General features: G+C 50.4%; 13 protein-coding genes. 10 read left to right on the forward strand and 3 right to left on the reverse strand.

What is annotated here, in order from left to right:
* Positions 1-104: 104 nt before the first annotated feature.
* The 3 genes from ABIE10_RS07280 to hutI form a co-directional block, all read right to left on the reverse strand.
* A complete protein-coding gene (locus ABIE10_RS07280) occupies positions 105-824 on the reverse strand; it encodes a histidine utilization repressor (RefSeq protein ID WP_016152334.1) in 720 nt (239 codons plus the stop codon).
* A gap of 87 nt (positions 825-911) precedes the next feature.
* Complete coding sequence (hutG, locus tag ABIE10_RS07285; protein ID WP_103766055.1) at positions 912-1,853, reverse strand: formimidoylglutamase; 942 nt, start codon at positions 1,851-1,853, stop codon at positions 912-914.
* Complete coding sequence (hutI, locus tag ABIE10_RS07290; protein ID WP_049269855.1) at positions 1,850-3,073, reverse strand: imidazolonepropionase; 1,224 nt, start codon at positions 3,071-3,073, stop codon at positions 1,850-1,852. Before hutI ends, hutG begins: the two co-directional genes overlap by 4 nt.
* Before the next feature lie 223 nt (positions 3,074-3,296).
* Here hutI and ABIE10_RS07295 point away from each other — a divergent pair, with 223 nt between their 5' ends.
* The 10 genes from ABIE10_RS07295 to ABIE10_RS07340 all read left to right on the forward strand — a co-directional run bounded on the left by ABIE10_RS07295 (position 3,297) and on the right by ABIE10_RS07340 (position 14,525).
* Positions 3,297-4,580, forward strand: a complete 1,284-nt coding sequence (locus tag ABIE10_RS07295) for a putative acyl-CoA thioester hydrolase (RefSeq protein ID WP_047502440.1) — start codon at positions 3,297-3,299, stop codon at positions 4,578-4,580.
* A gap of 560 nt (positions 4,581-5,140) precedes the next feature.
* Positions 5,141-5,848, forward strand: coding sequence for a type IV pilus major pilin (locus ABIE10_RS07300; RefSeq protein ID WP_049282673.1), 708 nt, complete (start codon positions 5,141-5,143; stop codon positions 5,846-5,848).
* An 84-nt stretch (positions 5,849-5,932) separates the two neighbouring features.
* A complete protein-coding gene (locus ABIE10_RS07305) occupies positions 5,933-8,110 on the forward strand; it encodes a type II secretion system protein (RefSeq protein WP_153690589.1) in 2,178 nt (725 codons plus the stop codon).
* A 16-nt stretch (positions 8,111-8,126) separates the two neighbouring features.
* On the forward strand, positions 8,127-8,582 hold the full coding sequence (locus ABIE10_RS07310) for a TcpQ domain-containing protein (protein ID WP_019076325.1): 456 nt from the start codon (positions 8,127-8,129) through the stop codon (positions 8,580-8,582).
* A gap of 20 nt (positions 8,583-8,602) precedes the next feature.
* Positions 8,603-10,045, forward strand: coding sequence for a type II and III secretion system protein (locus ABIE10_RS07315; protein WP_047497825.1), 1,443 nt, complete (start codon positions 8,603-8,605; stop codon positions 10,043-10,045).
* Between the two features lie 7 nt (positions 10,046-10,052).
* The gene (locus tag ABIE10_RS07320) at positions 10,053-10,598 is read left to right on the forward strand and encodes a hypothetical protein (protein ID WP_153690590.1); all 546 of its coding nucleotides are present in this window, start codon (positions 10,053-10,055) and stop codon (positions 10,596-10,598) included.
* 4 nt (positions 10,599-10,602) lie between these two features.
* Positions 10,603-11,460, forward strand: a complete 858-nt coding sequence (locus tag ABIE10_RS07325) for a hypothetical protein (protein WP_153690591.1) — start codon at positions 10,603-10,605, stop codon at positions 11,458-11,460.
* Positions 11,442-11,978 (forward strand): hypothetical protein, encoded by a 537-nt coding sequence (locus tag ABIE10_RS07330; protein WP_429155159.1) that lies wholly within the window; start codon positions 11,442-11,444, stop codon positions 11,976-11,978. Before ABIE10_RS07325 ends, ABIE10_RS07330 begins: the two co-directional genes overlap by 19 nt.
* Positions 11,975-13,504 (forward strand): ATPase, T2SS/T4P/T4SS family, encoded by a 1,530-nt coding sequence (locus ABIE10_RS07335; protein ID WP_047497808.1) that lies wholly within the window; start codon positions 11,975-11,977, stop codon positions 13,502-13,504. Before ABIE10_RS07330 ends, ABIE10_RS07335 begins: the two co-directional genes overlap by 4 nt.
* Complete coding sequence (locus ABIE10_RS07340; RefSeq protein ID WP_047497804.1) at positions 13,488-14,525, forward strand: type II secretion system F family protein; 1,038 nt, start codon at positions 13,488-13,490, stop codon at positions 14,523-14,525. The genes ABIE10_RS07335 and ABIE10_RS07340 overlap by 17 nt, the downstream gene beginning before the upstream one ends.
* Positions 14,526-14,535 lie beyond the last annotated feature (10 nt).

A 14,535-nucleotide genomic window follows, 5' to 3' on the forward strand; every position in this document is an offset into this window, starting at 1 on the left:
GATCGGACAGATAAGTAACATATACTTGTCTATACAAGTTGTCGCAAGCGTGCTTTTAACAAAAAAGATACAATTTTATTATACTGCGGCAGCAATCACGCTTTTCAGGACATAAACCGCCCTTGCAGGCGATAGCGGGAACCCGGGAAGAGCAAACGGGCATGAGAGACAATAGATGACGCAGACCAGGTTTTACGGCGGATCAGCAGGCAGGGATCGTGTTCTTTGATATTCAGCAGCGCGCACTCTTCGGCACTGGCGCGGACCGCTTCAACAATATGCTCGCCTTCCGTTAAAGGGGCTATCAGCGACAGATAAGCGTGCGGCGTAGTCTGGCTGTAATCCTGCGCCAGATACGCTGGCACAATTTCGGCATTCACGCAGCGATCTTCAATCTGCACCGGCAGTTCGTTCTCGTAGTGCACCATGACAGAGTGAAAAATGGAGGTGCCTTCTTTGACGTTTAACACCAAAGCCTGCTGCGCGCTTGCCTGGGTTCGTTCCAGCGTGATCACCTCGCAGCGGTGCTGATGCTGACGGGCGTTGATTTCATCCGCGATGCTGCGAATTTCAAACAGCGCAGACTGGCCCTTCGGCTCGGCGACAAACGTCCCTACGCCCTGCAAACGAACCAGTAACCCTTCATCCGTTAACTCACGCAGCGCCCGGTTGATGGTCATGCGGCTGAAACCATACTGCGCCACCAGCTCCGCCTCAGAGGGAATGCGATCGTGAGGTTGCCAGATACCGCTGGCAATCTTTTCGCTGATCTCCTGTTTGACCTTTTCGTAAAAAGGTGCCGGAGCAGAACGGGATGGGAGCATGCGTAAGCCTTCCTTAAGCTGAGAATGTGAGTGGGTACAGTTTACAGGCATTACCCGAACCTGATAAGCGTAACGCCATCAGGTATATCAGTGCCACCAGTGCGCGATTTGCCAACCTAATCGCGCCGCAACGCGCGCCGCTCTGCCATCATCGTCAAAGCGTGGATTAAATTCAACCATATCCACCGCCTGCAGTTTACCGCTACGACACAGGGGTTCAATCAGATTCAGCAGCGTCGCCAACGGTACGCCCAGCGCAGCGGGTGCCGACACGCCGGGCATTTCCCACACCGGCAGCACGTCGAGATCGATAGTCAGATAGATAACATCCAGGTTGGCGACAAACTGCGCTAACTGCGCCTGCGCCGTTGCACAGTACAGATCCTCCACCACGGTCACACCGAGCCGTTGCGCCTCATCCCATAAAGCCTGGGTGTTTGCCGCCCGACTGACACCGATACAGGCATAGTGAAATTCACGCTGCTGTTCATCGCAAAGCTGCGCCAGTTGGCGAAACGGTGTGCCGGAAGTAGCCTGATCGGCATGGCGCAAATCGAGGTGGGCATCGAAGTTGACGATCCCCACTTTCGCCTGCGGGAACGCATCCAGCACGCCTGCGCCGTGCGCAAATGCAGTTTCGTGTCCTCCCCCCAGAACAAAGGTACGCATATTCTCCTGCTGACAGCGCTGCACCGCATTGCGTAGCGCCTGCTGTGCGCCCTCAAGATCGGGGGCCTGGGCCACAATATTTCCCAGATCTACCAGCCGATGATGCCCATCGTGGCTGGCTAAATTCGCCAGCGCCTTGCGCAGCACATCGGGCGCTCCGGCGGCTCCCGTCCGGCCCTGATTACGTTTCACGCCTTCGTCGCAGGCAAACCCAAGCAGCGCTATCTGTTCGCGATACATTTCTGGGCTAAATGTCGGGCTCAGCGTGATCGTCTGAAACAGGCGCAGCGCATTCGGCGATTCGGCGCGGTCATCACGTCCCTGCCACAGCGCAGGTGAAACAGGTTGCCAGTGAGTCATACTATTTGTCCTTTGAATACGCGTTGGTAGAGCGGATTACGCCCCGGTTCATACAGGATCTCGACCGGGAGAGTTGCATCCCACACCACAAAATCGGCCACAAACCCGGCCTTCAATTGACCATGAGTGGCATGACGTCCCAGCGCCCGGGCCGCATGTCGGGTGACGCCCGCCCATGCTTCTTCCGGCGTTAAGCCAAACTGAACGCAGGCCATATTCATCGCCCAGTGCAGGCTGATAAACGGGCTGGTACCTGGGTTAAAATCTGTCGCCACCGCCATCGGTACCTGATACTGACGCAGCAACGCCACCGGCGGACGCTGTTGCTCTTTAAGGAAATAGAATGCGCCGGGCAGCAGCACGCCGACCGTACCGCTTTGGCTCATCGCCGCTACGCCCGCTTCATCGAGATATTCAATATGATCGGCGGATAACCCGTGGTAGCGGCTTACCAGCTGTGCGCCACCCAGCAATGACAGCTGTTCAACATGGCCTTTAATCGGGATGCCCAACGCCTGCGCGGCCTGAAACACCCGCTCGCTCTGCGCCAACGAAAAACCCACGCTTTCACAAAACAGATCCACAGTCTCGAACAGCCCTTGTTCCCACAGCTGCGGCAAAATGGTCTCGCACACCAGCGTAATATAGCCGTCAGGATCATCCCGGTATTCTGCTGGAGTCGCATGGGCAGCCAACAGCGTGGGGCTTATTTCAATGATATTCTCCGCCGCCAGCGCCGCTGCCACGCGCAATATTTTCTCTTCTGTCTGCAAATCCAGGCCGTAACCGGATTTTATTTCCAGCAACGTAACGCCTTCTTTGATCAGCTGTTCCATACGCTGATGCGCTAGATGTAAGAGTTGTTCATCACTGGCGCTGCGGGTCGCTGATACCGTGGCATTGATACCCCCGCCCTGGGCGCTTATCTGCTGGTAGGAGACACCGTTTAGCCGCTGCTCCCATTCACCTGCGCGGTTTCCACCAAAGACCAGATGCGTATGACAGTCAATCAGGCCAGGTGTAATTAGCCTGCCCTGCATATCAAAGGTATTGTCATGTGTGAGATAGAGCGATGACTCCGGGACGATATCGCGAATCTTCCCCTGGCGGACGATCAGCGCATGACCCTCTACCAGCCCATACGGGGTGTTACGTTCGGGATCCATGGTCGCCAGACGAACATTGCGCCAGATAACATCATCAGGGAAGAATTGCTGCATTCGACTCACCACTTGTCATAGGTTGTATAGACATTTATTTTTGATTATACGGATGTTGTCAACCTGAAGGACCGTAATTGTTATGTATTTGTGATATAAGAACTCTCCGCGCCGGGCATTACGGCGATAAAAACAACTTTTTACCTTTTAACCTTCCCGTTTCGCTCAACTTAGTATAAAAAAGCAGGCTTCAATGGATAACTTTCAAAGCCCGGAGCAACCTGTGAACATATCATCAGTTTCCCGTCTGGCGCTGGCAATGGCTTTTGGCGTGACGCTGACCGCCTGTAGCTCTACGCCGCCCGATCAAATTCCTTCCGATCAGACCGCGCCAGGTACCTCTTCGCGCCCGATCTTGTCGGCCAATGAAGCGAAAAACTTCGTTGCTGCGCACTATTTTTCCGCGCTGACGCCAAACACCGCGCCGTGGAGCCCTTCTGCTATTTCTCTGCCTGCACAGCCTGACTTCGTGGTTGGCCCGGCTGGGACTCAGGGCGTCACCCATACCAGCATTCAGGCTGCGGTTGATGCGGCAATCATCAAACGTACTAACAAACGTCAGTACATCGCGATTATGCCGGGCGAGTATCAGGGCACGGTATATATCCCGGCAGCAACGGGAAGTCTGACGCTGTACGGCATGGGCGAAAAACCGCTGGATGTGAAAATTGGCCAGGCTATTGATGGTGACATGAGCACCGCAGACTGGCGTCGTACGGTGAACCCGGGCGGCAAATACATGCCGGGTAAACCGGCGTGGTATATGTTTGATAATTGCCAGAACAAGCGCGGCACAAATATTGGCGTGATGTGTTCTGCCGTCGTCTGGTCGCAAAATAACGGTCTGCAATTGCAGAACCTGACCATCGAAAACAATCTGGGTGACAGCGTTGATGCGGGTAATCACCCGGCCGTTGCGCTACGTACCGATGGCGATAAAGTGCAGATCAATAAGGTCAACATCCTCGGTCGCCAGAATACGTTTTTCGTGACTAACAGCGGCGTACAAAACCGTCTGGAGAACGATCGTCAACCGCGTACTTTGGTAACCAACAGCTACATTGAAGGCGATGTGGATATTGTTTCCGGTCGCGGCGCCGTGGTGTTCGATAACACCGATTTCCGCGTTGTGAACTCCCGTACTCAGCAGGAAGCCTATGTGTTTGCACCAGCGACGCTGTCAAACATCTACTACGGCTTCCTCGCCACAAATAGCCGCTTCACGGCGAGTGGTGATGGCGTGGCACAGTTGGGCCGCTCGCTGGATGTCGATTCAAACACTAACGGTCAGGTCGTTATCCGCGACAGCGTGATCAACGAAGGCTTTAACATGGCAAAACCATGGGCTGACAGCGTTATCTCGAAGCGTCCTTTTGCCGGTAATACCGGTGCAGAAGATGACAAAGGTGAAATCCAGCGCAACCTGAACGACACCAACTTCAACCGCATGTGGGAATACAACAACCGCGGTATCGGTAGCAAAGTGGTTGCCGAACCGAAGCAGTAATCACAGCCATCAAACCGCTGGCGGGAACACTCCCGCCAGCCCCCTTCACCGCTTTCAACGTCTTTTCTTCACACAGGTAATATTTTCACCAACGCAGGTTTAAATTGATCGCGTGAATCAATCTATTTATAGCCATAATAATTCGAGTTGTATGAAGGCAAGCCCAGGCGCTTACCTAAGTAAGTTACAGTAACGTTTAACTGGACAAATATTGTTTTGCCGCTAAACTCACTTTTTAACCTAAAATAGATAAAAAGCCAAGCCATATTAATTTTAATATATGAGCATTGTCAATATATATCACTCTCCGGAAAAGGAAGATTACCGTAACTTTTTCTAAAAATAAATCAAAAAACCCGTTACGATATTTCCAATATATAATATATATATTGTGAAATTTTATTCAAAAATAACTCATCAGACCAGTCACCTTTATTCCTAATTATCCCACCACAGCTTTTAGCTTCTGGTGATTTACGAAAAATGCCGCATATAATCTTTTGGCACAGTGAGTGCAGGGTTAATTTTTTACAGCAACTAATATCTAAGGATTTATGGATATGAAAAGCATGATTCATTCATGGAAAAGGAAATCAGCGCAGTATCGTGAGCTGAAAAAGCAGAAAGGCGTAACGCTGCTTGAAATTATCATTGTACTGGGCATTATCGGTATTATCGCCGCAGGGGTGGTTATTCTGGCACAGCGTGCGTTTACATCTCAGGATATTTCAGACCTGACCGATAATACGAACTCTGTCCGTGTTGCGATGACAGAGGCGTATAAAGACTCTGCTGAATATCCGACTCGCCAGGATTCAAGTGCAGAAACAAAAGCTGGGATCGAGACATCAGATGGATTATCCGCAATCGTTGGTCTGGTCAAGATGGGTAAAATCGGTCCTAGTGAAGCGTTCAATGGATTCTCTAACGATGCTTTTGAAATTGGACCTGCAAAACTTTCCGCTACTGCCACGAAGAATAAAGCTTTCTTTATGGTAATCAACGGACTGGAGATGGAAGATTGCCGTAACATTGTGTCACAGGTTGGTTCTCAATGGGATTATGTGGCGACCACTACAGCGGCTGCAGGTGCATTGTCTGGTGAAGGTGCTGCAGCAATTGATATCAGTGTTGAAGCGGCCCCTGCTAGTGGTATTTTGAAAACAACGACTGAAGATGAGTTAACGCCTGCCAATATCGTCTTAGATGGTGTCTGTGACGCTGATACAACTGGTCCAACTAACGCTATCATTTTAGGTAGCCGTTAATAAATACTGGCAATATTTTTTTAATTTGTTGTACTTATTCTGCCCTCTTTATTAGAGGGCAGTCCTTCTAAATGGACTTTATAAATGATAAGTAAGCACAGCACGAATGCTCACGGCCGTCAGGCAGGCGTCACCCTTCTTGAAATGATTGTTGTGCTTGCCATTATCGGCATGTGCCTGATGACTTATGCCAATTATAAACGAAAAGAAGCCCAGCAAAGTCACCAACTGATTGTCGCTGATATGATCGCCCGAGATATTTCCGGCGTGATGCGATTTGTGGCACAAGACAAACTGGCTACCACAAATAGCGCACAACAAGCCAACCCACTGTACGGAAAAAATACTCACGTCAATATCGCGAATTATGATAACCGCGTCACTAACAGGACATTACAGGATTCACCCGACAGGGATGATAATAATTTTTATTCCGGCTGGTCTGCTGCTGTGTCAACGCAAACCGATGTATCGCCCACCCGGGGTTCTCGCTATCTGTTTCTGGGTAGCGAATGTAGAAATGGCAATAATGAGAAAGGGAAACTGCCCTTCAAGCTTACGGAGTCTATGCTGCCGTGTGAACTGCGCCCTGGCGCCGAATCGCTGGAGTTAGTGCTGGAACGCGTGGACTTCGTCAACAACAGTCGCACCAGCGGGTTGGGCATTGAACGTGTCGACTTCTATCTCGTCTACCAGACAGATGCCGAGAACGAAGGTCTCCATTTTGCCGGATTTATTAAGCCGCTGGAAAAAGCGCTGAAAAGCGTCGATCTCGGTTATCTGCAGGCGGTGGTGTTTGAAGTCAACAATAGCGGTAATTTTAACCTGGTAACAACGGCCGCAGACCAACCGCTGCAGATGGGGGACGTTCCCAATAATCTGGACAGGCTCGATGCAAATAAACGTTACGGCATTCGCTTAAGCTTAGACAAAAACAGTGAAGATATTACTGCCGATGGTTCTGTTCCGGCTGCCAAGCTGTGCTGGAACGATGCCAAAGGCGAAGCCGGACCGTGTATTACGGCGATTGATGAAGACCGCCTACTGATTACCAGCAGCGATGCAACGGACAAAGATAAAAACGAACCGGCGATGTGCTGGAGCAGAGAGCAAAACAAGAGCACGCTGTGCCTGGCGGCAATGAACAGCAACGGCGTCAACCCGGATGGCAGGCTTAATCCAGACGGCACGCCGTATAATCCGGACGATCGCATTCTGCATCTGCGTACCAGCGCGGATAAAACAGACGGTAGCGAAGTGGATCCTGCTTCGCCGAGCTCGCTCAAAGGCACCACCGGCACGCTGTACGCCAATATCGTGATGGAAAATACCTCGCGCAAGCATCCGGAAAAATGGTATGTGGCTTACAATGGAACTGATGCTGACAGGCTTAAAAACGGTATCCAGGATGATGATGATACCAGTAGCTTACCTAATCAATTTGCAGATGCTTTCCATGGTCAGTATGAGCTGGTGACGCCCACCACCACCTTTTATCAGTCATTCAAAAACGATTACCCGCAGGGTAAAGGTCCGACAGGAGCTGATCCTGTTTATACAGCCGCAAATGATAGTACAAATTACAACAAGCTCTTAAGTGAGCCGGGCGTGATTCGTTTACCGTTGCAAACGTGTCCTAAAGTAACCGGTATCGATAAAGACCGTAAAACCAAGCTGCGTAGCCTCTATCCCCGCCTGTCGGTCGCCATATCATCTGTCGCGGCAGATGAGGATGATGGGGCAAACAAAACCGGTGGCTATTTCGACTATACCCAGCAGGGGGCAACCCGGACGAATAGCTACAAGAGTCAGAACGATCCGAAACCTGTGGGCGCGGTAGCCGCTGTGGCGATCCAGGCCAACATCGTGGTGAACAAAGATATTGTCTCTGCCAACGTCCCGGATAAAGTGAACGTAAACGGAATCTTTGAAGACTGGATCGCGGAGAAATGGTTTAAAGGCACAGGTAATAATCTGGACGAGCCCTTCTGGTTAATCAGCGCCGCGTCGGCAACAATTACCCCAGGTGGCAAAAAAGATGTGAATAAAATAAACCCACAGTCTCTCTCGGTGGTAATTAACCAGTGGTGCAGCACAATCCCGCAGGGGGGAATGATTTCATCCGAAGGTTACGCCTGGACTGAGGCGGAGCCGAATAAGTATGTGCTCCATTCTCTTGTTGCGGAAGATAACGATCTTAAATTTTATAAAGAAAACGGTGATGAACTTAAGATTCCGGACCATGAAAGAAACACCTATTAATCATTGGAAGAGTAAGATGAAAAAAACATGGATAATTGGGGCTGCCGTGTCCGCATTATTAGGCAGCCAGGGAAGTTTTGCCGCCAGCGCGCCAGCCGGGCAAAAAATTGACGCAGGGATGTTAACCACCACGCCAGTGAAAGAAAGTACAACCACGCCGCGAAATCCCTTTTCCGGAGATGATACGGTGAAAAGCGTCGCGCCTGTCAGTGCGCCAGTGGTGGAAATAAAAATTGATTTACTGGAAGAGGAGTTATTAAGCCAGCAGCTCTCAAAATGGGCGCAGCAAAATGGCTATAAGTTGCTCTGGAACAGCTCAACTGATTTTGTTATTTACAAGGCAATTCATTTGCAGGGTAAATCAACACAGGATGTGCTGGTTAAGCTTGGACAAGTATTTACGTCAGAAAACTACGGGCTGGTGATAAAAGACTACCAGGCGAATAACGTACTGATCATTGATGAGCAGTAATTAAGCAAGGGAATAATGCTATGAAAATTAAAGTTTCGCTTCTGGCGTTGACGCTGGCTCTTCAGGGTTGTACGTCTATTGATACCAAGTACGATAAAAGTATTGTCCCGCAGGAAACCGGCAACCCGACCACTGCGGATGAAATGAAAACGACCGGTTATATGAAATATAACGAGCCCTATCTGGGAAAAAAGGTTGAATATAACTCCCGTAAACAGGCGCTGCTGCGTAAGCAAGTGAGTATTCAGTCTTACGAGCCTACCGATCTGGCGACAATTCTTGAGGCGGTGACCGCGCAAACCGGTATTAGCTACCGTATTAATACTTCCGTTCCCGGTGGAAAATCGGATGCGGGGGAACCGGAGTTCCGTAGCGTTAAATTCAACGGAACGTTTGAGGAATTTACCCGCTATATTTCCGCGCTGTATGACGTGAATCCGCTGCTGGATAACAACGGCGTACTGGTCGTCTCTTATTTCCAGAACTATGTGCTGAAGCTCGATTTTTACGGCGAAGACAACAAGTTTGAGACCAGTCTCGATCTGTCCGGTAATGAAGCCACTTCCGGCGGCGGTCTGAAAGGCAAAGCCGAAACTAAATTTGAATCCAGCTTCTGGGACGACGTTGAGGATATGGCGGATAAATTCGTCTCCAGCGGCGTTTACAGTATTTTCAAAGACGCCTCGATTCTGACGATCACCGCGCGTCCTTCGGAATATCACGCGCTGAATGAGTCACTGAAGAAATTCCAGGCGGATAATACCCGTCAATTTGTCGTGACTTACAAAATATTTACCCTTGATAAGCGCAAAACGAAAGAGCTGGGCGGTGGGGTCAATATGACCTTCAACGACGGAACCTCCTCTTTTGGTATCGACAGCTCAGAAATGCTGATGAAGCTCTCCGGCGGCTTAACCGCAGGCTGGACCAATCAGCATATGAATATCAGCTCTCAGTTGGATGCCCTGTACGAACTCACCGGCAGTAAGGTGATCCAGAGCGGTTCGTTTATTACCCGTAATAACATCCCTATTCCGCTCAACATGACCACGTCGCAATATTATGTCTCCAGCCGAACCAGGGAACAAGATTCCAATACAGGAGACGTCAGTACGGAGGTGGAAACCACGGAACTGGTCACCGGCACCAGCTTTATTCTTACCCCGCGTATCTTAACCGACGGGCGAATTGAAGTGGCCAGCGGCTTTACCAAGCGCTACCTCAACTCAATCGATACCTTTGATGAAGTTCAGTTGCCGTCGGTAAGCACGACGGAAATGTTTAACATTTCCACAATTACGCCGGGTAGCCTGTTGCTGGTCAGCAAATACGAAGCGAAAGAGGATTCTGACGGTCAGGGATGGTCGGTGCTGGCAGGCTCAGTTACCAACAACGAACATGTCGAAACCGTGGTGATGGTAGTCGGTATTGATAATTACCGTGCCCCAACGCAGACCCGATGAGGGCATCATGCTTAAGCACTTATCAGAAAATCGGGTATTAATTGATCTGGTCTGGAGCTACGAGCCCACCTCTCACGAACCTTATTATCTTGACTGGCTGGCACATATACGGCGAACCCATCGCCAGTTAACGATCTTGTCGGATGAAGGGGAAATGGTTACGGGTTTCTGTACTAAACACTCCACCTTATATGAGCCTTTCGCTCTGTGGATGAAAGCCCTGTACGGTAACGGTATTTATTACTATGAGCAGGCGGAAAGCTACTATTTCCTGATTATCTCGCACGGTGCTCCCGTTTCGGGCAGCGATCGTCTGGTCTCCAGACGCTTCTGGATGAAGCTGAAAGAGCAACTGAAAGAATCGCCACAGTATGCGGATCTACCGTTAATTCAGTTAACGGAACAGCACTTTGAGGCGGTGATTGAAGGCTGTACTGAACATCAGCGGCGGCAGAAAAAACGGCGACAGATGATGATCGGCGCTCTGTTAGCAGGCGGCATCGTATTTTTACTGGTGTTTATGACACTGCTGAAATTATTTATAAAAGGATGAGAACGTGGCGGTCTCTGAAAATATCTATTTCTGGAAACGTCGTAATATTATAGGGGGCGGTTCTACCGGGCGAGGAGGTAATATTATCGTCTGGGTCGTTACGCTACTGATTTTATTAGCTGGCGGCGGCGGGGCGGGCTATTACTATTTTATCTGGAAACCGGAGCAGGAACGATTGGCCAGAGTCCAGGCTGAACAGGCTGCCCGCCAGCAAAAAATCAAAGCTATCGAAGATTTTTATCGCAACTCGCTCACGGGCGGCAGCATTTCTGATGCCAGCCTGCTGCTGGAGCAGCTCTTGCTGGCGAATAAAAAACTGTCGCAGGTGGGCTTTGCGCCAAAAAGTATTGAATGTACCAGTACGGGCTGTTCACTCAGCTATGCGCTAAATCCAGGACGGATATTTAGCGTGGCCGATATTAATCTCTGGGGCAAAACCTGGTCGCCCAGTTTTTCAAAAAACACGCTGGACTATACGGGCATTGAGTCCGGGATGAATAAACACCCATGGCTCATCGCGTGGCAGAGTAAAAACACGGTCAATCTGCCGGTCTGTACCGATGTATTAAGTTATATCAGCACCTGGAACTCATTAGGCGGACGAAATACCGAACTGGTATTAACGGGGATGCCCTCCTCTGCCGTCGGGCAAAATGAAAGCGCGCTGAAAAGTGCGGTAACGTCATTCGGCATGCTGTTCGCCGGTTGGACGATCACCTCACCGACCAAAATGGATTTCTCAGGCGTGTCGTTGGTGTTGAATAAACAACCCTTTGCCGACGCGTTTATTATCAAATCAATCGTATTCAATGAAAACTCAACGCTCGTTACCGGAGGACTGGCATGCAAAAAGGGAAATTAATCATTGCGGGAATAGTGTTGACGCTTTCACCTGCTCTTTACGCCGCAGATACGGCAGAAATCATCCCCACGCAGCAGGTTGTGCAAGCGGAAGGCACGCCGCCGTTAAGCGACGTATCGCCGATGCAGGATCACGTTGTTGAGATGATAGAAAAAGATTTCAACTTCGAGAGCCAGTACCGCGAGCTGGCGAATCAGCTTGCGCTGGAAAAAGTCCGCAGCGAGCTGCGTAAGCTGCGCGGTGAGAAAAAGGCGGATAGCGCAGCGGTTATGCCGATGAGCACCGCCAGCACAATGGATGATATTAGCGCTTCCCCAGGAGCAACGTCAGAATCTGCGCCAGGGCTGCGGCCGCTGCTGATTTCCGAAATCGCGGGTCAAAAACGCGTGGCGATTGCCGGCGCCGACGGCGGCGTGAAGATGGTGCCGCTGAATCAGCGTTTTAGCTACGGCGGTTATGACTATATTGCGCGTCATAACAAAGCAAATGACGTGACGGTCGAGGTTGTGGGTAAGTGATCGATTATATCCAGTTTAACGAGGAGAACATTCATTCTCAGGAGTGGCAATTCCAGGAGTATGACGGCGATATTCTGGTTGCTGAGCATGCGGATGAAGCCTGGTTACTGGTATCCACGCCTTTGATTGATAATCTGGCGCCAATGCAGGCGGTGTGCCACCGCCTGCAGGTTTCCCATAATATTCAGGTTAAGGGAATAGCGCAGGTTACTGAGAAAAATTATTACCTGATCGTTGAACAACTGCTGTCGGCGGGAAGTAAGCTGCTTGAGCAGGAAAGCAGTAACACACAGCTTGCGCTGGAAGAGATGCTGAAAAAGGCCGTGGGGTTAAAGGCCAGCGACCTGCATATCACCCGTAATGATATGGTGGCGAATATTGAGCTGCGCATTAACGGCGTGCTTTGTCCGTTTATACAGATGAAGGCGTCACGCTGCGATGAGCTGGTGTTCGTGCTCTACAACGTTGAGGCAAGCACCCGCGACACCACCTGGAACCGCAATATTGCGCAAAACGCCAATATCCTCTATTCGCTGGCGGGGAAAAGCTACCGCTTCCGCTATGCGCACTATCCGATATTTGGCGAGACCAGCGATTGCTATCACGCGGTATTGCGTATTATTCCATCGGGTCTGGACAGAGCCAGCGTCGCGAGCCTGGATAAGCTTGGCGTTTCCGATGAGGAAATTAGCGACCTCAAAAGGATCCTGAGTAACCCCTACGGCGCATATATTATTGCCGGAACAACCGGTTCGGGAAAATCCACCACCCTGAAAAATCTGATGGAGTGGATGCAGATCAACCGCTACGACAATCGCGGCTGTTTTCTGACCGTAGAAGATCCGGTCGAATATCAGATCTATGGCGCGACGCAAAGTTCGGTATTAAGCGGCGAATCCGGAGGATTCCATTCGGCGATCAAATCCTCGCTGCGTCGCGACCCGGACGTACTGATGGTGGGGGAAATTCGCGACAATATCTCTTCTAACGCGCTGGCCGGGGCGGTGGAAAGTGGTCACTACTGCTTTACCACCGTGCACGCAGGCAACATCGTTTCGTTATTGCAACGCTTATCCGCGCTCGGTATTACCAGCGATAAGCTTTCAACGCCGGGCTTTATTGCGGGCTTACAGTGCCAGAAGCTAATACCGGTACTGTGCCCGCAGTGTAAAACGTCGTTACAGACCACCGCCATTAAGGGACGCGAGTTCCAGCTTTATGAAAAAAACGCTGAAGGCTGTCCGGCCTGCAAACACACCGGTATTGGCGGACGCCAGTTGGTGATGGAGTATTTGCTGCCAGTGTATGACGAGCTGGAGGCCATTGCTGAACAGAAGTGGCTTAAAGTTTATACCGTCTGGCGCGCGAAGCGATTAAAACAGACCGGCCTGAGCGAAGGATTCGAAATTAAAGAAAAAACGATGGCGGCGGTACTTCAGGGACGCGTGTGCGCGACCTGGTTTCAAATGGAATTTGGGCAAGTCGTTCAGGAAGAGCTGGAGGTAATAGTTGAAAAAATTCGGTAAGAAACAGCGTATTTATCTTTATCAGTTTTGCGCAGACATGATTAACGCTGAACTTCCGCTATATGACGCGTTGCAAAAATTACGCGCGGAAGGGGAAAAACTGCTCGGCAAAGGATTTGCTAAACGTCTGGAAGAGCTAACTGCGAAAATGGCGAAAACCACCTCCATTGCGATGGTTTTCGAGGGGCTGGTCCCTGAATCTGAACTGAGCGTGATTAACGCGGCGGAGCGCAGCGGCAGCCTGGCCGACGGCTTTATCACCCTGGTAAACGTGATTAATTATAACGACGAGCTGCGCAAGAAAATCGTCGGTGCCATCACCTTCCCGCTCATTATGCTGGTCCTGTCGCTGGTGGTGATTGCGGGTTATGCCTATAAGGTGTTCCCGGCTTTTGAAAGTGTTGTACCGGTTGAAAAATGGCCTGGCGTCACCAGCGCGCTCTATATTTTTGGGATGGCGCTGTGTAAAGGGCTGTGGATATATATCCTCGTTGGTTTTATTGCGCTGGTTACCGTGATCAAAATAGCAATGGGCAAAATGACCGGGAATATTCGTAATCAGTTTCTTGACCGGATTATGCCTTTCTCAACGTATAAGCAGTTGACTGCCTCTATTTTTCTCAACAACCTGGCGCTGATGTTAAAAAACGGCATTCCACTCAACGATGCGCTCAGCATTATTAACCTGAACTCCAGCCGCTGGCTGCGCTGGCACCTGGCCGGGATGCAGAAGAAAATGGCGGCAGGCGTCAGCTATGGAGAAGCGCTCAACTCGGGTTTACTGAACACGGAAACGCTGCTTAATATCAGTCTTTACGCCGCGCTACCTTCGTTTAATGAGGTGCTGCTGGCGGTATCGAATAAATCACGTGAACACATTCGGGAATATATCACTAAACTTTCCGGGTTATTAAAAGCGCTCTCCACGCTGATATTGGGCGGTTGCGTAATATGGGTTTTTGCCGCGTTGTTTTCGCTCAGCGACAAGTTGGCGGCGATGGGCGCCAGCGGTTCTTTTTAGGAAAATTAAA

This window comes from Citrobacter sp. 506, from assembly GCF_050434985.1.
Classification (GTDB): domain Bacteria; phylum Pseudomonadota; class Gammaproteobacteria; order Enterobacterales; family Enterobacteriaceae; genus Citrobacter; species Citrobacter braakii.